This window comes from Lysinibacillus sp. (assembly GCF_032093475.1).
Classification (GTDB): Bacteria; Bacillota; Bacilli; order Bacillales_A; family Planococcaceae; genus Lysinibacillus; species Lysinibacillus irui.
Genome location: NZ_DAMDAY010000006.1, coordinates 59116 through 81526, shown reverse-complemented (window position 1 = coordinate 81526; position 22411 = coordinate 59116). Strand labels below are relative to the sequence as shown.

The 22411-nt window shown below is 36.4% G+C and carries 24 protein-coding genes and 1 pseudogene; 21 read left to right on the top strand and 4 right to left on the bottom strand.

Annotated features, from left to right (window positions below; translation table 11 throughout):
* Positions 1-168 (bottom strand): annotated as a pseudogene (locus RT445_RS03065) (DNA polymerase III subunit beta); the annotation flags it as partial.
* A gap of 170 nt (positions 169-338) precedes the next feature.
* Positions 339-1733 (bottom strand): chromosomal replication initiator protein DnaA, encoded by a 1395-nt coding sequence (dnaA, locus tag RT445_RS03060; RefSeq protein ID WP_396631744.1) that lies wholly within the window; start codon positions 1731-1733, stop codon positions 339-341.
* A 558-nt stretch (positions 1734-2291) separates the two neighbouring features.
* Here dnaA and rpmH point away from each other — a divergent pair.
* From rpmH to RT445_RS03005, 11 genes are all read left to right on the top strand, one after another.
* Complete coding sequence (rpmH, locus tag RT445_RS03055) at positions 2292-2426, top strand: 50S ribosomal protein L34 (protein WP_004233310.1); 135 nt, start codon at positions 2292-2294, stop codon at positions 2424-2426.
* A 100-nt stretch (positions 2427-2526) separates the two neighbouring features.
* Positions 2527-2871, top strand: a complete 345-nt coding sequence (gene rnpA, locus RT445_RS03050; RefSeq protein WP_274795104.1) for a ribonuclease P protein component — start codon at positions 2527-2529, stop codon at positions 2869-2871.
* 361 nt (positions 2872-3232) lie between these two features.
* The gene (gene yidC / locus RT445_RS03045; RefSeq protein WP_274795103.1) at positions 3233-4003 is read left to right on the top strand and encodes a membrane protein insertase YidC; all 771 of its coding nucleotides are present in this window, start codon (positions 3233-3235) and stop codon (positions 4001-4003) included.
* Positions 4000-4803 carry an RNA-binding cell elongation regulator Jag/EloR gene (jag, locus tag RT445_RS03040; protein WP_274795102.1) on the top strand — a complete coding sequence of 268 codons (804 nt, stop codon included), beginning with the start codon at positions 4000-4002 and terminating at the stop codon, positions 4801-4803. Before yidC ends, jag begins: the two co-directional genes overlap by 4 nt.
* Positions 4804-5054: 251 nt before the next feature.
* Entirely contained in the window at positions 5055-6440 is a 1386-nt protein-coding gene (gene mnmE, locus RT445_RS03035; protein WP_274795101.1) for a tRNA uridine-5-carboxymethylaminomethyl(34) synthesis GTPase MnmE, read from the top strand.
* A gap of 28 nt (positions 6441-6468) precedes the next feature.
* A complete protein-coding gene (gene mnmG / locus RT445_RS03030; protein ID WP_274795100.1) occupies positions 6469-8361 on the top strand; it encodes a tRNA uridine-5-carboxymethylaminomethyl(34) synthesis enzyme MnmG in 1893 nt (630 codons plus the stop codon).
* Positions 8362-8470: 109 nt separating this feature from the next.
* Entirely contained in the window at positions 8471-9187 is a 717-nt protein-coding gene (gene rsmG / locus RT445_RS03025; protein WP_274795099.1) for a 16S rRNA (guanine(527)-N(7))-methyltransferase RsmG, read from the top strand.
* 179 nt (positions 9188-9366) lie between these two features.
* On the top strand, positions 9367-10266 hold the full coding sequence (noc, locus tag RT445_RS03020) for a nucleoid occlusion protein (protein ID WP_274795098.1): 900 nt from the start codon (positions 9367-9369) through the stop codon (positions 10264-10266).
* 223 nt (positions 10267-10489) lie between these two features.
* Positions 10490-11251, top strand: coding sequence for a ParA family protein (locus RT445_RS03015; protein ID WP_274795096.1), 762 nt, complete (start codon positions 10490-10492; stop codon positions 11249-11251).
* On the top strand, positions 11244-12092 hold the full coding sequence (locus RT445_RS03010; protein WP_312506358.1) for a ParB/RepB/Spo0J family partition protein: 849 nt from the start codon (positions 11244-11246) through the stop codon (positions 12090-12092). The genes RT445_RS03015 and RT445_RS03010 overlap by 8 nt, the downstream gene beginning before the upstream one ends.
* 78 nt (positions 12093-12170) lie before the next feature.
* Positions 12171-12887 (top strand): DUF554 domain-containing protein, encoded by a 717-nt coding sequence (locus RT445_RS03005; protein ID WP_312506359.1) that lies wholly within the window; start codon positions 12171-12173, stop codon positions 12885-12887.
* On the opposite strand, the gene yyaC is transcribed toward RT445_RS03005, so the two are convergent.
* Positions 12804-13436: a spore protease YyaC gene (gene yyaC, locus RT445_RS03000; protein WP_274795093.1), complete on the bottom strand. Its 633-nt coding sequence runs from the start codon at positions 13434-13436 to the stop codon at positions 12804-12806. The genes RT445_RS03005 and yyaC overlap by 84 nt on opposite strands.
* A gap of 91 nt (positions 13437-13527) precedes the next feature.
* Here yyaC and RT445_RS02995 point away from each other — a divergent pair, with 91 nt between their 5' ends.
* The 4 genes from RT445_RS02995 (at position 13528) to RT445_RS02980 (ending at position 16928) form a co-directional block, all read left to right on the top strand.
* Positions 13528-14403, top strand: coding sequence for a mechanosensitive ion channel family protein (locus RT445_RS02995; RefSeq protein ID WP_274797397.1), 876 nt, complete (start codon positions 13528-13530; stop codon positions 14401-14403).
* 1 nt (position 14404) lies between these two features.
* A complete protein-coding gene (locus RT445_RS02990; RefSeq protein ID WP_274795092.1) occupies positions 14405-14605 on the top strand; it encodes a DUF951 domain-containing protein in 201 nt (66 codons plus the stop codon).
* 97 nt (positions 14606-14702) lie between these two features.
* Positions 14703-15803 carry a redox-regulated ATPase YchF gene (gene ychF / locus RT445_RS02985; protein WP_274795091.1) on the top strand — a complete coding sequence of 367 codons (1101 nt, stop codon included), beginning with the start codon at positions 14703-14705 and terminating at the stop codon, positions 15801-15803.
* 39 nt (positions 15804-15842) lie between these two features.
* On the top strand, positions 15843-16928 hold the full coding sequence (locus tag RT445_RS02980; protein ID WP_313469657.1) for an acyl-CoA dehydrogenase family protein: 1086 nt from the start codon (positions 15843-15845) through the stop codon (positions 16926-16928).
* Between the two features lie 49 nt (positions 16929-16977).
* On the opposite strand, the gene RT445_RS02975 is transcribed toward RT445_RS02980, so the two are convergent.
* Positions 16978-17547 (bottom strand): DUF3267 domain-containing protein, encoded by a 570-nt coding sequence (locus RT445_RS02975; RefSeq protein WP_312506360.1) that lies wholly within the window; start codon positions 17545-17547, stop codon positions 16978-16980.
* A 177-nt stretch (positions 17548-17724) separates the two neighbouring features.
* Between RT445_RS02975 and rpsF the strand changes: the two genes are divergently transcribed.
* The 6 genes from rpsF to rplI all read left to right on the top strand — a co-directional run.
* On the top strand, positions 17725-18012 hold the full coding sequence (gene rpsF, locus RT445_RS02970) for a 30S ribosomal protein S6 (RefSeq protein WP_274795088.1): 288 nt from the start codon (positions 17725-17727) through the stop codon (positions 18010-18012).
* Between the two features lie 43 nt (positions 18013-18055).
* Positions 18056-18625, top strand: a complete 570-nt coding sequence (gene ssb, locus RT445_RS02965; protein WP_274795087.1) for a single-stranded DNA-binding protein — start codon at positions 18056-18058, stop codon at positions 18623-18625.
* A gap of 40 nt (positions 18626-18665) precedes the next feature.
* On the top strand, positions 18666-18902 hold the full coding sequence (rpsR, locus tag RT445_RS02960; protein WP_012296211.1) for a 30S ribosomal protein S18: 237 nt from the start codon (positions 18666-18668) through the stop codon (positions 18900-18902).
* A gap of 227 nt (positions 18903-19129) precedes the next feature.
* On the top strand, positions 19130-20071 hold the full coding sequence (locus tag RT445_RS02955; RefSeq protein WP_274795086.1) for a YybS family protein: 942 nt from the start codon (positions 19130-19132) through the stop codon (positions 20069-20071).
* A 13-nt stretch (positions 20072-20084) separates the two neighbouring features.
* A complete protein-coding gene (locus RT445_RS02950) occupies positions 20085-22055 on the top strand; it encodes a DHH family phosphoesterase (protein ID WP_274795085.1) in 1971 nt (656 codons plus the stop codon).
* A partial coding sequence (gene rplI / locus RT445_RS02945) for a 50S ribosomal protein L9 (protein ID WP_313469654.1) occupies positions 22055-22411 on the top strand: 357 nt, incomplete at its 3' end. The genes RT445_RS02950 and rplI, both read left to right, overlap by 1 nt.

Genomic DNA, 22411 nt, shown 5'->3' with positions numbered 1-22411 from the left:
AAAAGTTTGGATTGTAATATCTGCATCACTACCTGTTAAGCGGATGCCTTCTTCTGTTACATCAATTTTAATCCCAGTTAAAATAGGAATAGTTGTTTTAGAACTTACGGCTTTCATGACATCATTTAAACCCTCTAATAAACGGTCACGTAAAATATCAAATTTCATTCGTTTTCCCTCACATATTTATATTATTTATTTATATAAAATAAAAAAGATATAGTAATAGGCTCTGTGGATTTGTGGATAAGTATAGTTTTATGAATAAAATCAGTCTATCCACATGTAGATAGACTGTGTATAAGTTTGTGTTTAAATAGTTGGATTGTCCACAGCAATTACTTCCCTAGCATGCTACGAATTTGTTTAACATCTTGTTGAAGTTGAACGTCATTTTTCAACATAGAAGATATTTTTTCGTGTGCATGGATGACAGTCGTATGGTCACGGCCACCAAACTCTTCGCCAATTTTCGGCAGCGAAAAATCTGTTAATTCGCGTGATAAATACATTGCAATTTGACGTGGAAAGGCAATTAATTTAGTACGTTTTTTAGCAGCAAAATCTTCTAAACGTATATTAAAATGCTCTCCTACAGCATTCTGAATGTCTAATATTGTCACAGTCCGTGGCTTTGAGTTAGGGATAATGTCCTTTAGAGCCTCGGCTGCCAATGTTGCCGTAATATCTTTGTTTACCAGTGAAGAATAGGCGACGACGCGAATAAGCGCACCTTCAAGCTCCCTAATATTGGAGTCAATCTGGTTCGCAATATAAAGCATTACTTCATTTGGAACCTCTAGACCATCTGCTTTTGCCTTTTTACGCAAGATAGCAATACGAGTTTCCAAATCAGGTGGCGCAATATCAGTTATTAGCCCCCATTCAAAACGTGAACGTAGCCGATCTTCCAATGTAGGAATCTCTTTCGGAGGTCGATCACTTGATATAACAATTTGCTTTGATTCTTCATGTAAAGTATTAAAAGTGTGGAAAAATTCTTCTTGAGTTGATTCTTTTCCAGCTAGGAATTGAATATCATCAATTAGCAGTACATCCACGTTGCGGTATTTATTGCGAAAATCAAGTGCTTTATTATCACGAATTGAGTTAATAAATTCATTTGTAAATTTCTCAGATGATAGGTAGACTACCTTCGCATTAGGATTATGCTCTAAAACATAATGGCCAATTGCATGCATTAAGTGTGTCTTACCAAGCCCTACTCCCCCATAAATAAAGAATGGATTATAAGCTTTCGCAGGGGCTTCAGCGACTGCTAGCGAGGCAGCATGTGCAAAGCGGTTACCAGAGCCAATAACAAACGTATCAAAAGTATATTTCGGGTTTAACATACCTGGTGAAATATCATGGTGATCGTTATTTTTTGCTTGGATAATCGGCGCCGGCAAATCGAAATCGTCCGAATCCTGGTTTTTTTGAACAACAAATTTAATAAGCAAGTCTTCGCCTGTAAGCTCCGTTAATATACCTGTAATCAAATGAATATAATGATTCTCAAGCCAGTCTCGAGCAAACGAATTTGGCGCAGCAATCGTTACAGTAGAGCCACTACCATTGTAAGATAGTAGTTTTGTAGACTTAAGCCACGTTTCGAAGCTTGGTTTAGAAATTTTTTGTTCAACTTGAGCCAGGACATTATTCCATAGTTCTTCTAAATGTTCCAAGCTGCTAATCTCCTTTACAGTGTTCAATACATAAAAAAATCGCATTTATAGAAATGGTAAATACGTTCATTTTACAACTCGTCCACATAATCACAAGTTGTGGATAAAAGTTAACCAAAGGCTGTGATAAAAATTATCCACAGCATATTAACAGTTGTGGATAATTAAAATGTTCGTTTCAGTTTTCAACAAAGTGAAGCACAGTAATCGTATCAGAAAAACAAAGCTATTTCAATAGTTTATGAAACTTATCCACATAGCTTGTAGTTATGCACTTCAGAGTTGTCCACAAGCACTGCTTATGTGAAAAAGCTGTAGATAATTGTTGTGGATAAAAAATAATGCAAAAAATACTATACACAACTCTGTGTAAAAAAAACAAGTACTCTGTGGATAAATATTTTATGTTCATGGGAAATAATTAATCGTTATTTATGAGAATACAAATGTTAACTAAATAGAAATTGAGATGAATAAAAAAATAAGTAGAGTGGATGACTAAAAGAAATTTATGAAATACATTGACAAAATAACTAGATACTTTATATAATATTCGAGTCTGTATGTTGAAAAATTCAACTCATTCAGGAGGTGTCTATATAAATGAAACGTACTTACCAACCAAAAAAACGTAAGCACAGCAAAGTTCACGGTTTCCGCGCACGTATGAGCACGAAAAACGGACGCAAAGTTCTTGCTGCTCGTCGTCGTAAAGGAAGAAAAGTTTTATCAGCATAAAATAAGTCCACTGAGCCACATCAGTGGTCTTTTTTTTCTTTATTTTTGGTAAACCTAGAAATGAGGATCAAAAGATATTATCTAATAGCAGGTGAAAGAAATGAAAAAACGCCAAAGAGTGAAAAAAAATGATGACTTTCAAAAGGTGTTTAAAAAAGGTAAATCTTTCGCTAATCGTCAGTTTGTCGTTTATTTTTTAGCAAAAGAGGGGCAAACCGAATTTCGTGTAGGTTTATCAGTTAGTAAAAAGCTTGGGAATGCGGTAACACGCAACCAAATAAAACGCTATATTCGACAAAGTATTCAGGAATTAAAGAATGATTTAAAGCCGAATATGGATTATGTTATTATCGCCAGACAACCGGCGGCCACTATGGATTTTCATGAAGTGAAACAGAGTTTGCAGCATGTACTACGAATCGCAAAGGTTATGAAGAAAGTGTAATGTATGCAAGCAAGTGGTGAAAAATGTCTGTCCTGTTAATAGTAGTGTACAGCGAATTTGCATACGATAATAAGTAAGGGGAATATACGCATAGGGGTATATGAAATACTGTATTTCACTAAAAGTATGTAAATTTCGCAACATAACTTATGAATAAATTTATGTAGTTAGAATATTTAGTAGAGTGAACGTTATAGGCGTGATAAAATAACTGATAACTTTATCTTTATTGAGGACGTCCAAAACGCTGACAGAATTTAGGTAAAGTAGCCGGCAGATCTTGTGGTAGGAAACTGTCTGTGAATGAAAAAATGCATATAGAATTAAGAAAAAGTGAATAGTAATTGTAGGGGGAAGAAGGTTGAAAAAACAACATTGGGTAATTTTGTCACTAGTATCAGTAGCCTTACTACTTTCTGGTTGTACAGAATTCAATGAACCAATTTCCAAAGACAGCACAGGCTTCTGGAATGAATTCATTGTTTGGCCGTTGGTATCAGCGATAAAATACTTTGCTGATCTGCTCGGTACGTATGCATGGGGGATTATTGCCGTAACAATTATTATTCGTTTAGCAATTTTACCTTTAATGATTAAACAAACAAAGAGCTCTAAAAAGATGCAAGAAATTCAGCCAAAATTGAAGGAATTGCAAAAGAAGTATGCTTCTAAGGATGCTCAGACACAGCAACAATATCAGCAAGAAATGATGAAGCTAATGAGTGAATCTGGAGTAAACCCACTTGCTGGATGTTTACCAGTAATCATTCAAATGCCAATTTTAATTGGTTTCTATCATGCAATTAGTCGTATGAATGCTACATCTACATTTGATTTAGGGAATTTCTTTATCTTCCCGTTAGCAGATCCTGCACCTGCATTAGCAATTACGGCAGGTTTAATGCAATTTATCGTATTGCGTACAGGACCAGCAATGGATAATCCTCAAATGAAAATTATGATGTATATTATGCCATTCATGATCATTGCTTTTGGTATGGCCTTACCAGCTGCATTATCACTATATTGGGTAATCGGGAATATTATTTCGATTTTCCAAAACCTGTTTATTTATAAACCTTGGAATAAAGATAAAACACAACCTGCTCAAAATGGAGGGGCTAAAAAGTGAAACAACTTACGCAAATAGGCGCAACAACACAAGAAGCGATCTCATTGGCGTTACAGAAACTTGGCAAAACCCGTGAACAAGTAGATGTTGAAGTTTTACAAGAAGGTAAAAAAGGATTTTTAGGTTTTGGTGCACGTTCTGCAGAGGTACGTGTAACTATAAAGGAAGTTCAGGTTCCGACAATTGAAAACGAAAAAGCCGAACCGCAAAATACGACACAATTAGACGAACCACTGGCAGTAGATAATGTTGAAACAATAAGTTCACAAGTTTCTGAACAACCAAGTGAAATCGAAGCTGTTCAACAAGTCGTTAAAGAACAAAATGAAGAAGTAGATTCAGCAAATCCAATTGAAGATGCAAAAGCGTATTTAGTAAGCATTGCTGAACAACTGGATATTCATGATCTTGATATTGCTACGACTCGTGAAGGGAAATATGTATTATTTCAATTAAAAAGTGAGAAGGCGGCACTGCTTATCGGGAAACGAGGTCAAACACTAAATTCCTTACAGCAATTAACGCAACTAATATTAAATAAAAGTGCTAAGCAATTTTTAATGGTGAAATTAGATGTAGAAAACTATCGCGAACGTAGACAAGTAGCATTAGAATTATTGGCAGATCGAATGGCGGATAAAGCATTACGCTTAAATCAACGTGTGGCATTTGAACCAATGCCGTCTTACGAACGAAAGATAATTCATAATCAATTAGCAAATCGTCTAGATCTTGAAACGTATTCAGAAGGCACAGAACCTAATCGTTATTTAGTAATTGAACCAGTAAAAAACCGTTAGACTGTTGCTCAAAAATCATACAGACAATATATTTTGAAAGGTCATTTTATCTGCGTGATAAAATGACCTTTTTAATGTGACAGAGAATATCGATATTTGTCGAAAATAAGATTAACTATAAAAATGATTTTATCCACATTTGGAAATGATCCTTACTTTAGATTTTGCAGAAAATATGTTAGTCTAAGGTGTTAGTAAGTATTGGTCGGTTTTGATTATCCACATGTGGATAACGTTGAGGAGGTCATTAAATGGAGTTCGATACAATTGCTGCGATATCCACACCAATGGGTGAAGGTGCCATAGCCATCGTTCGTTTAAGTGGGGACGAGGCAGTAACGATTGCAGATAAAATATTCAAATCACCTGGTGGAAAAAGTTTAACTACGAAAGATTCGCACACCATTCATTATGGGCATTTAGTTGATCCTAAAACAAATGAGGTAGTAGAGGAAGTTATGCTATCGCTGATGCGTGGACCTAAAACATTCACGCGTGAGGATGTTGTAGAAATAAACTGTCATGGTGGACTAGTTTCAGTCAATCGCGTATTAAAACTTGCCTTAACAAATGGAGCAAGATTAGCTGAGCCAGGTGAATTCACAAAACGAGCTTTTTTAAATGGACGTATAGATCTTTCACAGGCTGAAGCTGTTATGGATTTGATAAGAGCAAAAACAGATCGTGCGATGAATGTTGCTTTGGGCCAAATGGATGGGAAATTGTCGAGACTTATTGGTGATTTACGCCAAGCTTTACTAGAGACATTAGCACAGGTAGAGGTTAATATAGATTATCCGGAGTATGATGATGTAGAAGAAATGACGGTCCCTGTATTAGTAGAGAAATGTACATGGGTAAGAAATGAAATTATTAAACTTCTACAAACATCTTCTCAAGGAAAGATTTTGCGCGAGGGATTATCAACTGTTATTTTAGGTCGTCCGAATGTAGGGAAATCTTCGCTTTTAAATAGCTTAGTACAAGAAAATAAGGCCATAGTGACAGATATCGCAGGTACGACTCGTGATATTATAGAAGAGTACGTCAATGTACGTGGTGTTCCACTTCGTTTAGTGGATACAGCAGGTATCCGGGAAACAGAGGATATTGTTGAACGAATTGGTGTAGAACGCTCTCGTGAAGCTCTTCGTGGAGCAGATTTAATTTTATTTGTATTAAACTATGCAGATGAATTGACTGCAGAGGATGAGCGACTTTTCGAAACAATTGATTCGATGGATTACATCGTCATTGTTAATAAAACAGATCTACCGCAAAAAATAGATTTAGCACGTGTTAAAGAATTAGCTGGTGACCACCGTATTGTCACGACTTCTCTGTTACAGGAGGAGGGCATTACTGAATTAGAGGAAGCCATTGCAGCATTATTCTTTGAAGGACAAATCGAAGCGGGCGATTTAACATATGTTTCAAATGCAAGACATATTGCTCTTCTGCACCAAGCACAAGCAACAGTAGAAGATGCAATAGCAGCTGCACAGGAGGGTGTACCAGTAGATATGGTACAAATTGATGTAACAAGAACATGGGAAATACTTGGTGAAATTATTGGTGACACAGTACAAGAAAGCCTAATTAATCAGTTATTTTCACAGTTCTGCTTAGGAAAATAAATTTATAAAGGGAAAGGAAGATACGAGCATGCCAACAAAATATGAGGCAGGCACGTATGATGTTATTGTAATTGGCGCAGGTCACGCAGGTTCAGAAGCTGCTCATGCTGCGGCTAAAATGGGCGCAAACACATTAATGCTAACAATCAATTTAGATATGATTGCATTTATGCCGTGTAATCCATCTATCGGTGGCCCTGCCAAAGGAATCGTCGTACGTGAAATTGACGCTTTAGGTGGCGTCATGGGGAAAGTTATTGATAAAACACATATACAAATGAGAATGTTAAATACAGGAAAAGGTCCAGCAGTACGTGCATTGCGCGCACAAGCAGACAAAGTTTTATACCAACAAGAGATGAAACGTGTGTTGGAGGAAACTGAAAACCTAACAATCCATCAAGGAATGGTTGAAGAGTTAATTATTGAAGATGGAGAAGTGAAAGGGGTCATTACACAAATTGGAGCCGTCTATCGTGCTAAAACAGTAGTGGTGACAACAGGTACTTTCTTACGCGGTGAAATTATTATCGGTGATATGAAATACTCAAGCGGTCCTAATAATCAACAACCTTCGATCCGTTTAGCTGATAATTTAAAAGAGCTTGGTTTTGATTTAGTTCGTTTTAAAACAGGTACACCACCACGTGTAAATAACCGTACAATTGATTATGACAAAACAGAGATTCAACCAGGAGATGATGTTCCACGTGCATTTAGTTTTGAAACAACTGAATTCATTATGGATCAACTTCCTTGCTGGTTAACATATACAAGTCCTGAAACACATGAAATTATTGAAGCGAATTTACATCTTTCACCGATGTATTCAGGGATGATCAAAGGGACAGGTCCACGTTATTGTCCGTCGATTGAAGATAAAGTTGTGCGCTTTAATGATAAGCCACGACATCAAATATTCTTGGAGCCAGAAGGTCGTAACACGCGTGAGGTCTATGTTCAAGGTTTATCAACAAGTTTACCAGAGCATGTTCAAACACGTTTACTAAAATCTATCCCTGGCTTAGAAAATGCGGAAATGATGCGTGCTGGTTATGCAATTGAATATGATTCAATAGTGCCAACACAATTATGGCCAACATTAGAAACAAAACGTATTAAAGGCTTATATACAGCTGGGCAAATTAACGGTACATCTGGTTATGAAGAAGCAGCCGCACAAGGCTTAATGGCAGGAATGAATGCTGCTGCGAATGTCCTTGGTAAAGAAGAGTTAATTTTAAGTCGCTCTGATGCCTATATTGGCGTTTTGATCGATGACCTGGTAACAAAAGGGACAAATGAGCCGTATCGTTTATTAACATCTCGTGCAGAATATCGTCTATTGTTACGCCACGATAACGCAGATTTACGTTTAATCGAGCTTGCATATAACATGGGCATGATTCCACAAGAAAGATATAATAAATTCAATGAGAAAAAAGAGCTGATTGAAAAGGAAATTGCACGTCTTCGTGAAGTCATTATTAAACCAAATGAGACAACGCAATCTGTTATTCGTTCAGTTGGTGGTAGTGAATTAAAAGATGGTATTCGTGGCGCAGATTTATTAAAACGTCCTGAAATGCATTATGAGTTAATATCTTCTTTAATTCCGGCAGAAATTGAATTGTCAGATGAAGTGAAAGAGCAAATTGAAATACAGCTTAAATATGAAGGCTATATCGAAAAGGCATTGCAACAGGTAGAGAAGCTACACAAAATGGAAAATAAAAAAATCCCTGAGAATATTGATTACGATGCTATTTCTGGTTTAGCAACAGAAGCACGTCAAAAATTAAAACAGGTTTTACCTCTTTCTATTGCCCAAGCCTCTCGTATTTCTGGAGTTAATCCAGCAGATATATCCATTCTGCTTGTTTACATTGAACAAGGTAAAATTGCGAAAGTAAGCAGCTAATAAGACAGTAAAGTAAATAAGGGGCGGGCATACCATTGTGCCCGCTTCCTATTTTTAAAGTTATCCTATTGGTAGAACAGGATAGCTAGATTAATAAAGGAGACTTTACATGAACGAACAACAATTTATAGAGGCACTGAAAGAGAAAGGCATTGTACTTTCAGATAAGCAGATCTCTCAATTTAAAAAGTACTTTGAGCTACTTGTCGAGTGGAATGAAAAGATGAATTTAACGGCTATTACAGATGTAGAAGGCGTTTATTTAAAGCATTTCTTTGATTCAATTAGTGCCTCTTTCTATTTTGATTTTTCCAAAGTAACCACTGTTTGTGATGTTGGAGCAGGTGCAGGTTTCCCTAGTATACCTATTAAAATCTGTTTCCCACATTTACACGTCACAATTGTCGACTCTTTAAATAAAAGAATTACATTTTTAAATCATCTAAGTGATGAGTTACAATTAGAAAATATGCATTTTGTACACGCACGAGCTGAAGAGTTTGGTCAAAATGTAAAATATCGTGAACAATTTGATGTGGTAACAGCACGCGCTGTAGCTCGGTTATCAGTGTTATCGGAGTTATGCGTACCTTTAGCAAAACAAGATGGATATTTTGTTGCTTTAAAAGCTGCAGCTGGGGCAGAAGAATTAAAGGATGCTAAAAAAGCTTTAACAACATTAGGTGTTAAACTAAGAGAAGAATTTTCTTTCAAGCTACCTATTGAAGAAAGTGACCGCATTTTATATATATTTGATAAAATAAAAGGAACACCGAAAAAATACCCGCGTAAGCCAGGTGTACCAAATAAAACACCGATTCAATAATTAGTGTTTCATGTGAAACTACTCAAAGTAGAAAATATTTTTTCTATTTTGAGCATACATACTAGTTATGGATGGTTCACGCAAAAGACATCTATGAACTATATACATTTGGAGAAATATAATAAATAATAATAGAATGACACAGAGCAAGATAGTTACTTAAAGGTGGTGCCACTTGGATGAAAAGTCCTTTTTCACGTTTTTTTGGAGGCGGGAGTAAAACGGAGCCTATTGTGAAAAATGAAGTAGAACAAGCAGAGGCGGTTCATGCAGCGGAAGAAGTCATAAAGTTGCCTATTAATCAAATTGTACCTAACCGTTTTCAGCCACGTACTATTTTTGATGATGAAAAAATTGAGGAATTATCAAGAACCATTCATACACATGGTGTGATTCAGCCAATTGTTGTACGTAAAACATCAGAAAATCAATATGAAATCATTGCCGGTGAGCGTCGTTATCGGGCGATGAAAAAGCTACAATGGACAGAGGTCCCTGCTATTGTACGTAATTTAACTGATAAGGAAACAGCTTCTATTGCGTTAATAGAGAACTTACAGCGTGAAGAGTTAACTGCAATTGAAGAAGCGGTAGCCTATCAAAAATTATTAGAGCTTCATGAGCTTACACAGGAAGCACTTGCCCAACGACTTGGAAAAGGACAATCCACTGTAGCCAATAAATTACGTTTATTAAGGTTGCCGGAAGAAGTGCAGCAAGCCATTTTGAAGCGCCAAATATCTGAACGACATGCACGTGCATTAATCGCAGTAAAAGATCAACCATTACAATTAGAAATTTTACAACAAACGATTGATAATGATTGGAATGTTCGTCAATTAGAGGAACAAATTCAGACAATATTAAATCCAGTAACAGACGAGCAGGAAGAATCGGCACCAAGGAAAGCAAAGCCAAAGAGAAAAGCTATAAGTAAAGATGTACGCATTGCTTTAAATACGATTAAACAATCGTTAACAATGGTAACAAAAAGCGGTATTACGGTGAAAACAGAAGAAGAAGATACAGAAGAATATTATCAAATTACAGTGAAGATACCTAAAAAGAAAAAGGTGTAATAAATTATTCTAAAAAAGTAATTTAGAGCTTTATCGAACACTGTACAGAGGAGATATCTCAGAAAGATAAATGAGATATCTCCTTTTTTGTATATATTCTTAATATTTTATACAACTCTCTTCAATTTTTTTGATAGAATGAGAGTTAGATAGCGGATTAAAGAGTGATTTTACAAATGATTTGTCAAAGTAAACTTTGATAGATGAAAGCAGGTGCTTTTAAATGGGTAGAATTATAGCAATCGCCAATCAAAAGGGTGGCGTAGGTAAAACAACAACTTCGGTCAATTTGAGCGCTTGCCTAGCTTATTTAGGTAAGAAAGTGCTTTTAATTGATACTGATCCGCAGGGGAATACAACAAGTGGACTTGGTATTAATAAAGGAGAAATACAGGGCTGTATTTATGATGTGCTCATTGACGACGAAGATGTAGAAAATGTCATTCAAAAAACAAATGTTGAAAATTTATCAATCGTGCCAGCAACAATTTCACTTGCAGGTGCCGAAATTGAGTTGGTTTCTACTATTTCAAGAGAAGTGCGATTAAAACATGCACTGCAAAATGTTAAAGAAGATTTCGATTATATTATTATTGACTGTCCTCCTTCTTTAGGACTTTTAACAATTAATGCATTAACTGCTTCAGATGCACTGATTATCCCGGTTCAATGTGAATACTATGCATTGGAAGGGCTAAGTCAATTATTATCCACTGTTCGACTTGTTCAAAAGCATCTAAACCAGCAGCTTTATATTGATGGGGTTCTTTTAACAATGTTGGATGCACGAACAAACTTAGGTTTACAGGTTATTGATGAAGTAAAAAAATATTTCCAAGATAAAGTATATAAAACGATCATTCCTCGTAATGTGCGATTAAGTGAGGCACCAAGTCATGGTCAACCAATCATCACTTACGACGCAAAATCTAGAGGTGCAGAAGTTTATTTGGAGATGGCGAGGGAAGTGATAAAAAATGGCTAAAGGTTTAGGAAGGGGCATTGGTGCACTATTTCCAGGAGAGTCTTTAGAACAAAGTGGGCAAGTAGAAGAAATTCAATTGGATTTAATTGTTGCGAACCCATATCAGCCTCGTAAAATTTTTGATGAGGAAAGTTTACAGGAGCTAGCAGATTCTATTAAAGAGCATGGTATTTTGCAGCCAATTGCTGTTCGAAAAAAAGGACGTAAATTTGAAATTGTTGCTGGGGAACGCCGTTATAGAGCATGTCTCTTAGCTGAATTAGAGGTTATTCCTGTCATTATTAAAGAGCTATCAGATGCTCAAATGATGGAGCTAGCCATTTTAGAAAATCTCCAACGTGAGGATTTAACAGTTATTGAAGAAGCAGAAGCCTATCAGAGCTTAATGGAAAACCTACATTTAACACAAGAAGAATTATCTAAGCGGCTAGGAAAAAGTAGACCACATATAGCCAATCACGTTCGTCTACTTGCTTTACCAGAAGATGTTCGAAAATTGATGAATGAAGGCACGTTATCAATGGGGCAAGGACGGGCTTTACTCGGCTTGAAAAATAAAAGAAGAATTTCAGAAGTAGCCAATAAGGTAATTAACCTAGGCTTGAATGTACGTCAGGTTGAAATGCTAGTACAAAGTATCAATGAAGAAGTTTCACGTGAAACAATTCCACCAAAGAAGAAAGATATTTTTGTAGCAGCCAAAGAATCCCAATTACGTGATTATTTTGGAACAAATGTACAAATCAAAAAAACAAACAATAAAGGAAAAATTGAAATTGAATTTTATTCCGAAGATGATTTAGAACGTATTTTAGAAATTTTGAACTTACAGGAAGAATAAAATAATATTTCTATAACTTAATCAGAGCGCCAAGCAAACAGGCGCTCTCTATTTTTTAGAGAGAAGGAAGGCTTAAGTGTGGTAATACTAGGGGCATTGATTAATGCTGTGCTAATTATAGCAGGTGCATTAGTGGGGCGCATTTTTAAAAATATTCCTGAATCTATGAAATCTACGGTCCTATCCATTATTGGTTTAGCGGTCACATTGTTAGGGATAAAAATGGGCTTTGAAAGTGATAACTTTATTATATTAGTAGTAAGTTTAGTTGTAGGTACAGTAATAGGTGAGTGGTTGGATTTAGATAAGCAAATGAATCGGCTTGGAAAATGGGTCGAGTCATTATTTCGAACAAAACGGAATGATCAAAACCAAATAAGCATCGCAGAGGGCTTTGTCACTGCTTCTCTAATTTTTGTTGTTGGGTCGATGGCTGTAATCGGTGCACTCGATAGTGGTCTACGTAATGATCACAATGTTTTAATTACAAAGGGATTAATAGATGGATTTACATCCATTATTTTAGCATCCACATTAGGTATAGGTGTTATGCTATCGGCTGTACCTGTCTTTGCTTATCAAGGCTTAATTGCACTTTTTGCGGGCGTTATAAGCTCCTTTATACCTGATGCGGCGCTAGAAATGTACATTACTGAAATGACTGCTGTTGGCGGCGTAATGATTATGGCAATAGGGTTAAACATTGCTGGTTTAGCTAAAATCAAAGCTGCTAACTTGCTGCCAGGTATTATCGTTGTTGGCGTTATGGTTGCCATCTTCTACACTTTTCAGTGAATAACGGTGGGCAGCTAATAATAAAGCTCTAGAAAGTTTTTCTGCCATAGCATAAGAAATATGAAGTCTTGTATTTTGTAAAACAAGCATTTCCATAAAGCCTCCAATATTGACGATTCCTTTAACGGAAATGTCTCCGATTGGAGGTAATTCTTTTTTTACAGCCTTGCCGGGAAAAATAGGACCGCTTTGAACTGAAATATGGCCAACATTTTGCTCACTGCCAAGACAGGCATCAATCGCAATAATAAAAGGTTTTGTAGTATGATTGTGTAGCTGTTGCATAGTAGAATCAAGATTTAGAGCATGTAAAGGATCTTCTAAAGAACCAACAATTTCATAGGGAAAGCTAACTGATTTTTTTAGAAAGCTACCTGTTAATGGTCCAAGTGTATCACCTGTACAGCGGTCACTGCCAATACAACAAAAAATTAAACGTTCATGATGAAACGGTATATGTTCTAAAAATAATGTGCTTAATTGCCAAACAGCATTTTTACTCTCGTGATGAAGGGAATAAGGTAGTAACATATTTGGTATAGTATTCATAAAAAAACTCACTTTCTTTTTATATTTAGAAGTGCTCAATTTTTATGCAGTATACGCAAATTTTTAGCAAGTTATTCAAGAGGTGGTAATGATGGAAGAGAATAAAAAAAAGTTAATGGAGAGATATTGGGATAAGCTCACATCTGAGGAACTTTGGGATCATGTGATTGATGCATCCATAGAGATTGTGCTCATTTTATTAGCATCATGGTTAGCTGTAAGATTAGGTAAAAAATTTATTAAAAAAGTGTTCTTAATACGAATGCGTTCCCCATTAAACCACTCAGAGCGACGTCAACGAACAATTGCAAGATTATTACAAAGTGTGATTTCTTATGTAGTTTACTTCTCAGCGATTATAGGAATTCTTTCTTCTTTAAATATAAAGGTAGCAGGGCTATTGGCCGGTGCAGGGATTGTTGGTTTAGCAATAGGTTTTGGTGCTCAAAGTTTAGTAAAGGATGTTATTACTGGATTCTTCATTATCTTTGAAGATCAATTTGGTGTAGGGGATTATATAAAAATAAATGCAGCAGAAGGTACAGTTGTAGAAATAGGTTTACGTACTACAAAAATTAATGGAGCCACGGGGGAGCAGTTCATCATCCCAAATGGTGCAATTGGTGAGGTCGTCAATTATTCTGTTAACAACTCCAAAATTTTTATAGATTTACAAATGACCACAGCTGCTGATTTTGGGAAAGCTGAAGCGGTTATTAATAAGTATTTAGAGACATTACCTACATTGCATAAGGAATTAATAACGACTCCGGTTTTTTTAGGTGTGCAAAATGTTAAAGGGACTGAGGTAACAATACGTATAGCGGCTGAAACATTACCACAGCAACAATATGGCGTTGCACGTACAATTCGCCGTGATGTTACAAAACTTTTTGAAGAAAATAACATACCAATGGCCTATCCAAAAATGATGTTCTATGGAAAAGATGAGGGGAGAAGTGAATAACATGGAAGCTAAAAAATTTGGTTTAAATGATATCGTTGAAATGAAAAAACAACATCCATGTGGTACAAATAAATGGAAGATTATTCGTATGGGCGCAGATGTCCGTATTAAATGTGAAGGGTGTCAGCATAGTGTCATGATTCCGCGCCGTGAATTTGAGAAAAAAATGAAAAAGGTTTTAATATCTGCTAATGAGGCTTAACATCAGGCATATTAGACTTTTTATGAGCGAATCAATATAATAGATAAGGTTATATGAGAGAAAATTTGAACTGAGTATAGAAAGGTTGTGTCCATTCATGGCATTAACAGCTGGAATCGTTGGTTTACCTAACGTTGGAAAATCAACATTATTTAACGCAATTACAAAAGCGGGCGCATTGGCTGCAAACTATCCATTCGCAACGATTGATCCGAACGTTGGTATCGTTGAAGTACCAGATGCACGTTTAGATAAATTAACAGAATTAGTTGTACCGAAAAAAACTGTGCCAACTGCATTTGAATTCACAGATATCGCAGGAATTGTAAAAGGTGCTTCCAAAGGTGAAGGATTAGGGAATAAATTCCTAGCTCATATTCGTGAAGTGGATGCAATTTGTCAGGTTGTACGTTGTTTTGTAGATGAAAACATTACACACGTATCAGGTGCAGTAGATCCAATTGATGATATCGAGGTAATTAATTTAGAGCTTGCGCTAGCTGACTTAGAATCAGTAGATAAACGTATACAACGAGTTAGTAAAATGGCAAAACAAAAAGATAAAGATGCAATGATTGAAGAGCCAGTACTTCTAAAAATTAAAGAACAATTAGAAAACGGTAAACCAGCACGTGCTGCAGAACTTTCAGATGATGAGCTAAAAGTAATTAAAGGTCTTCATTTACTAACAATTAAACCAATGCTTTATGTTGCAAACGTTTCAGAAGATGAAGTAGCAGATGCAGACAACAATGAGTATGTGAAAAAAGTACGTGAGTATGCGTCAGCTGAAGGTGCTCAAGTAATTACAATTTGCGCAAAAATCGAAGAAGAAATTTCCGAGCTTGATGATGAAGAAAAAGCTATGTTCTTAGAAGAACTAGGCATTAAAGAATCAGGTTTAGATCAGCTAATCCGTACTTCTTATGATTTATTAGGATTAGCAACGTACTTTACTGCAGGTGTACAAGAAGTACGTGCTTGGACGTTCCGTAAAGGTATGAAGGCGCCACAGTGTGCAGGTATTATTCATACTGACTTTGAACGTGGCTTTATTCGAGCAGAAACGGTTGCTTATGATGATTTACTAGAGGCAGGTTCTCAAGCAGCAGCTAAAGAAGCTGGTAAAGTTCGACTTGAAGGTAAAGATTATGAAGTACAAGACGGCGATATTATGTTATTCCGCTTTAATGTATAAAAATGGACAGGGGCAATCTACAATGGTTGCCCTTTTTTGATGGATCCGTTATCAGAATTTTTAGTAATGGGGGCAGTTATACAAATGAATCTTTTACAGATTAAAGAACGCGGGTTAGAGTTTGAGCAGCTTGGAAAGCTACCACAAGATGTACTTGATTTTATTTATGAACAAAAATTGTTTAAATTGTTCATGTCAAAAGAATTAGGTGGTAAGGATTTAGATTTAGTGGAAGGTGTAAAAGTATTTCAGCAGATGTCAGCTATAGATGGGAATTTTGGTTGGCTAATTACAATTGGTACAGGGGGGAATGCGTTTATTCCAACCTTCAGTGCAAATGTTTGTGAGAAAATTTTTATGCCTAAGGATGCAGTCATAGCAGGTAGTGGTTATCCAACAGGAATAGCTGTGAAAGAAGAGGGTGGTTATGTTGTAACGGGACAGTGGAAGTACTGCAGTGGCTCCAATTATGCGTCTACTTTTACAATGAACTGCTTTATTGAAGAAGACGGGATCAAAAAAGATGAAATTATTAGTTGTTCAGTGAGTCCACAAGACGTTGAGATATTGAATGATTGGTGTGCGATGGGATTGAAGGCAACAGCCAGTCATACGATTCGTGTGAATAATATTTGGGTACCCGAAGAAGCAACGTTTCAACTAGGAGCAATAAAAAATAGTTATGGCAACTCAGTACATAGCTTTCCATTTGTAACTTTTGCGGAGGCTTCGTTTTTAAGCGTTTGTCTTGGTATTACCGAAAATTTCTTAGAAGAAGCATATAAATTAACAAAGCAACGAAATCATGATATCAATCGAGCTGAACGGATTGGGGCATTACAATTTTTATTGATGCAGCAGCAGAAGCATTATAAGCAATATGAGGAGCGGTTCTATACAACATTGACTTTATTTTGGCAAAAACACCAACAGGGTGTCCTTTTAACAGAAGATGAACAATCTCAATTTACACAAATGAGTAAAGAGATTGCTGCTGCTTGCATTGTCATAGCAAATCATTTAATACGAAGTCTTGGTATGGAGGCTATTACAGAAACATCTACGCTTAATCGTATATGGAGAAATTTATATACCGCAGCTCAGCACGGATTTTTAACGCCTTAAAGAATAGATAGAATCTGCAGCTATTTATCTCAATGCTACAGATTCTAACTTATAGTGAGTTATCTTCGTTCTGTTGAGTATATACGTAAAGTTTCGGTAATTTAGGATCATCTCGTACAAGAGCCTGTTTTGGATATTTCCTTAATTCTTTATACATGGCAAAGTCACCTATTGCACCAGCCATTAAAAAAGCTCCTACGATTATTAAAACAGTACTATTAAAATAAAACCCAGCAATTGTCGGAAGAACACCAGTCGTCCAAAAAGGTAGTAATAATGCCTTTTTCATTGCTTGGTTGGAGAGAGGTTGTACTGTAGTCGCATAAGCAACACCAAGCTCTAAATTTATGCCATATTTTAAAGCCTTCAAGGGTACTTTGCCAAAAATCATAAAACCAATTAAATGAAATGCCTCATGTAGAACAATAAAAATAATGTATAGAATCACAAAGAGTACTGTACCAACAATCATATTCCAAAAAGAAAAATGAAAATCTTTAAAGCAAATATATTGAATGGCTGTAAATAATATAACAAGACCACCTGTGATAACCAAATTATCAATCATCAATTTTTTTATATCTAATTCAATAACAATTGGCTCTTTATTTGGTAGCATTGAATCGCCCCTTTCATGGAAGATTGCAATATATATTCTTATTATATACCGAATTATTAGTTTGCGACTTGAAAGATAAGTACCTATATGTTACAATTCATTGATGTGAGTAATAATATTACTTGCTCCTTGCTCCCTTACATAGGAGAGCCTAAGTCCATAAGGAGGTGTAAACAGATGAGAAAATACGAATTAATGTACATCGTACGTCCGAACATTGAAGACGAAGCGAAGAAAGCTTTAGTTGAACGTTTCAACGAAATCTTAACTTCTAACGGTGCAGAAGTCATCGAATCAAAAGAGTGGGGCAAACGCCGCTTAGCTTATGAAATTCAAGACTTCCGCGAAGGTTACTACCAAATCGTGAAAGTAAACGCTCCTTCAGAAGCAATTAACGAGTATACACGTCTAGCTAACATTAGCGAAGACATCATTCGCCACATTGCAGTTCGCGAAGAAGCTTAATTATTGACTTTTAACAAAACGCTGAAAAGGAGGTTGTATTCTGATGATAAACCGTGTCGTATTAGTTGGAAGACTAACAAAAGATCCTGAGCTACGTTATACACCGAACGGAATTGCGTCTACAAGATTTACAGTTGCTGTAAACCGTGCATTCTCAAATCAACAAGGTGAACGCGAAGCTGATTTCATTAGCTGTGTTGCATGGCGAAAACAGGCCGAAAACCTAGCGAACTTCATGCGAAAAGGAAGTTTAATTGGGGTAGAAGGTCGTATCCAAACGGGCAGTTATGAAGGACAAGACGGTAAGCGAGTATATACAACAGATGTCGTGGCGGATAGCGTACAGTTTTTAGAACCACGTAATGGTAGCGGCGCTGCTGCTCCTCAATACGGTGGTGGACAAACTTACGGTAATAACCAACCGTCATATGGCGGTGGTCAACCACAACAACAGTTTGGTGGCGCTATGCCAGGGCAGGGTTCCTATGGCGGCGATACTTATCAACAAAATCAACCACCTATGAATCAGCCGAATTATACACGTGTAGATGAGGATCCATTTGCGAATAGCAAAGGACCGATAGAAGTATCTGAGGATGATCTTCCATTCTAATGCTTCTATAATATAAAAAAAGATAAGGAGGAGACATACTATGGCACCACGTCGCGGAGGCCGCAAACGCCGTAAAGTTTGCTACTTCACTGCTAATAACATTACGCATATCGACTATAAAGATGTAGATTTATTAAAAAAATTCATCTCTGAGCGCGGTAAAATCTTACCACGTCGCGTAACTGGCACTAGCGCTAAGTACCAACGTAAATTAACTTCAGCTATCAAAGTATCTCGTATCATGGGATTACTTCCATTCGTAGCAGAAGATAAATAAGATTGATGACGTTAAGGTAACTGACCTTACATCAATTTTAAATACCAGCATATTACGATATTCGTATCGGGGTATGCTGGTTTTTTGTTATGGTAAAATGGAATTGGCAGTTGTTTGATAAAATTGATAACAAAGCATATAGTGATCTAAGCGATTTTTGTTCAACACTATGAAAAAATGGTACAATAAAGGATAGTAAGTTTGACTGAAAAAAAGGAAGGTTTTCAATGCCGAATAATCAAACAAAAGCGCTTGTCCAAGGCTCAATGATGGTTGCACTTTTTACGATATTAATGCTTATTTCTGCATATGTACCATTCATCTTTATAGTAGCTTTAATATTTGCTCCACTACCGATTGCTTGGTATAGCGCAAATTACAAGCGTTCCACATCCATACTTGTTGCAATAGTAGGCTGTATCCTAACCACGATAACAAGTGGAATATCCATGCTACCATTTGCCTTTATTTTAGGGCTAGTGGGTGTCGTAATGGGTAACGCAATTTATTTGAAGAAAAGTAAGCTCTTTTTATTTATGTCGACGGGGATTGCTAATCTAATTTCCATGGCAATTGTTTATATTGCTTATGTAAAACTGACGGGAATAGACTTTATTAATATGAGTTTAGAAGTAGCTCGACAAAATTACGAGCAATCAAATGAATTTGCGAAGAATGTCACTGGCCAGGTAGCTATAAATCCAGAACAGCTTGAGGCAATGTTTAAAACAATTGAGCTAACTATGCCTGCAACGATTACAATTTCAGCATTTTTTGCTGGATTTATTATCATTACATTAAACTTACCTGCATTAAAACGACTGGGAGTAGATATTCCTAAGTTTGCTCCGTTTCAAAATATGAGATTACCACGCTCTATTTTATGGTATTACATGATTGTTTTATGCATTAATTTATTTATGCGTCCAGAGGCCGGATCTACGTTAGATATAATTGTATTGAATGTTTCTTATATATTATGGTTGTTACTCATTCTACAAGGGATATCTTTTATCCATTACTTCATTTCAAAAAAAGGGATGCCAAATGGGGTAAAATGGGTTGCTACTTTGTTAGCTATTCCATTATCATCCTTCATGATCTTACTCGGTATCGTTGATTTAGGCTTTGACGTACGTTCACTTGTAAAGGGGAAGACTAAAGAATAAGGGGCTGATTGTAATGGGTACTTTTAGAAAACGACCAATTCGCTATCCGCTTTTTGTTCTTTCCATATTTGGAATTGTGACGTTCGTGCTTCTATGTATTTGGAATATCGGGATAGGTATCGGTTATGGAATAGGTTTTGTTTTATTGATGGCTTACACATGGAAGGTCGAAAAGATAGCTTTTGAAGAAACTGAGAAGCATATTGAATCCATTTCCTTCCGTATGAAAAAAGTAGGAGAAGAGGCATTGCTAGAAATGCCGATTGGCATATTGCTGGTTAACGAGCAATATGAAATAGAATGGTCCAATCCATATATGCAAGGCATTTTAAATATGGAGTCATTAGTTGGAGAAGGTATTGTTAATATATCTGATGACATCTATGTACTAATGAAGACCGAAGAAACAAATGAGGCTACGATTACACTACGTGATCGGAAATATCGTGTTTATTATAAAAAAGAGGAACGTCTACTGTATTTCTTTGATATAACAGAACAGATTGCCATTGAAAAGCAATACTACGCAGATCGTACAGTTATCGCTATATTATTTGTCGACAATTACGATGAAATCACGCAAGCTATGGATGACCAACCACGTAGTTTAACCAATACGATGGTTACATCAATTGTCAATGAGTGGGCTGCTGAGCATGGCGTATTTGTAAAACGAATATCATCAGATCGCTTTTTAGCAGTGTTAAACGAATCTATTTTAACAGAGCTGGAAAAGAAAAAATTTGCTATTTTAGATACCATTCGAGAAAAAACAGCTCAAAAGAATTTATCATTAACATTAAGTATTGGTGTAGGAGCTGGATCATCCTCGCTAGTAGAGTTGGGTGAATTGGCACAATCGAGTCTTGATCTTGTTCTAGGACGTGGTGGAGACCAAGTGGCGATTAAACAACCTACTGGTAAACTTAAATTTTACGGTGGGAAAACAAATCCAGTTGAAAAACGTACACGTGTTAGAGCGCGCGTTATTTCACATGCATTGCGTGATTTAATTCAAGACAGTGACCAAGTGTTTGTAATGGGACATAAAAATCCTGATATGGACTCTATTGGGGCATCTGTTGGTGTACGGAAAATGGCACAGATGAATGATGTAAAGGGTTATGTCATTATAAACTTTGATGAATTAAACGGTAGCGTTACACGACTAATGAATGAAATCGAGAGTAAATCGGATTTCTATGAAAATTTCCTTACACCTGAAGAAGCTGCTGGGAAAATGACAGAAAAATCATTGCTTGTTATCGTGGATACTCATAAGCCTAATTTAGTAATTGATGCACACTTATTAAAACTAGCTGAAAAGGTTGTTGTGATCGATCATCATCGTCGTAGTGAAGACTTTATCGAAAATCCTACACTTGTTTATATGGAGCCGTATGCGTCGTCTACGGCTGAGCTAGTAACAGAGCTACTAGAATATCAGCCGAAGCGTGCGAAGATCAATATGCTAGAGGCCACTGCTTTACTGGCAGGTATTATTGTCGATACCAAAAGCTTTACACTTCGAACGGGAGCACGTACATTTGAAGCGGCTTCTTATTTACGGACGAACGGTGCGGATACAGTATTAGTGCAGCGCCTTTTAAAAGAGGATGTGGACACATATATTGAGCGCTCTAAAATTGTGCAAACAGTCAAATTTGTAAAACCTGGAATTGCTGTTGCTGTTGGTGAAGATTCGAAAGTGTATGACTCTGTCTTAATTGCACAAACAGCAGATATTTTGCTAACTATGAAAGATGTAAGTGCATCCTTTGTCATTGCGCATCGAGCAGATGGAAAAATTGGTATAAGTGCACGATCGCTTGGAGAGGTCAATGTACAGCTAATCATGGAGAGGCTCGGCGGTGGTGGACATTTAACGAATGCCGCCTGCCAAATAGATGCTAAATCCATTGATGGCGTGAAAAAACATTTAGAAGAGGCCATAAATGAGGTCATTGAAGGGAGTTCGGACTAATGAAAGTAGTATTTTTAAAAGACGTTAAAGGAAAAGGAAAAAAAGGTGAAATTAAAAACGTAGCTGATGGCTATGCACAAAATTTCCTTATTAAAAATGGCTATGCTGCAGAAGCAAATGCTCAAGCATTAAGTCAATTAGAGGGACAAAAAAAATTAGAAGCTAAAAATGCTGCTGCTGAATTAGCTGAAGCACAAGCGTTAAAAGAAAAAGTTGAAAAATTAACAGTTGAGCTAAAAGCAAAATCTGGTGAAGGTGGCCGTCTATTTGGCTCAGTATCTACAAAGCAAATTGCTGATGCATTACAAAAAGTGCATGGTATTAAAATTGATAAACGTAAGATGACTTTACCTGAA

Coding starts and splice junctions, on each gene's coding strand:
- dnaA (WP_396631744.1), bottom strand. CDS start 1,733: ATGCGATTTTTTTATGTATTGAACACTGTAAAGGAGATTAGCAGCTTG.
- rpmH (WP_004233310.1), top strand. CDS start 2,292: ATGAAACGTACTTACCAACCAAAAAAACGTAAGCACAGCAAAGTTCAC.
- rnpA (WP_274795104.1), top strand. CDS start 2,527: ATGAAAAAACGCCAAAGAGTGAAAAAAAATGATGACTTTCAAAAGGTG.
- mnmE (WP_274795101.1), top strand. CDS start 5,055: ATGGAGTTCGATACAATTGCTGCGATATCCACACCAATGGGTGAAGGT.
- mnmG (WP_274795100.1), top strand. CDS start 6,469: ATGCCAACAAAATATGAGGCAGGCACGTATGATGTTATTGTAATTGGC.
- rsmG (WP_274795099.1), top strand. CDS start 8,471: ATGAACGAACAACAATTTATAGAGGCACTGAAAGAGAAAGGCATTGTA.
- noc (WP_274795098.1), top strand. CDS start 9,367: ATGAAAAGTCCTTTTTCACGTTTTTTTGGAGGCGGGAGTAAAACGGAG.
- RT445_RS03015 (WP_274795096.1), top strand. CDS start 10,490: ATGGGTAGAATTATAGCAATCGCCAATCAAAAGGGTGGCGTAGGTAAA.
- RT445_RS03010 (WP_312506358.1), top strand. CDS start 11,244: ATGGCTAAAGGTTTAGGAAGGGGCATTGGTGCACTATTTCCAGGAGAG.
- yyaC (WP_274795093.1), bottom strand. CDS start 13,436: ATGAATACTATACCAAATATGTTACTACCTTATTCCCTTCATCACGAG.
- RT445_RS02995 (WP_274797397.1), top strand. CDS start 13,528: ATGGAAGAGAATAAAAAAAAGTTAATGGAGAGATATTGGGATAAGCTC.
- RT445_RS02990 (WP_274795092.1), top strand. CDS start 14,405: ATGGAAGCTAAAAAATTTGGTTTAAATGATATCGTTGAAATGAAAAAA.
- ychF (WP_274795091.1), top strand. CDS start 14,703: ATGGCATTAACAGCTGGAATCGTTGGTTTACCTAACGTTGGAAAATCA.
- RT445_RS02980 (WP_313469657.1), top strand. CDS start 15,843: ATGGATCCGTTATCAGAATTTTTAGTAATGGGGGCAGTTATACAAATG.
- RT445_RS02975 (WP_312506360.1), bottom strand. CDS start 17,547: ATGCTACCAAATAAAGAGCCAATTGTTATTGAATTAGATATAAAAAAA.
- rpsF (WP_274795088.1), top strand. CDS start 17,725: ATGAGAAAATACGAATTAATGTACATCGTACGTCCGAACATTGAAGAC.
- ssb (WP_274795087.1), top strand. CDS start 18,056: ATGATAAACCGTGTCGTATTAGTTGGAAGACTAACAAAAGATCCTGAG.
- rpsR (WP_012296211.1), top strand. CDS start 18,666: ATGGCACCACGTCGCGGAGGCCGCAAACGCCGTAAAGTTTGCTACTTC.
- RT445_RS02955 (WP_274795086.1), top strand. CDS start 19,130: ATGCCGAATAATCAAACAAAAGCGCTTGTCCAAGGCTCAATGATGGTT.
- RT445_RS02950 (WP_274795085.1), top strand. CDS start 20,085: ATGGGTACTTTTAGAAAACGACCAATTCGCTATCCGCTTTTTGTTCTT.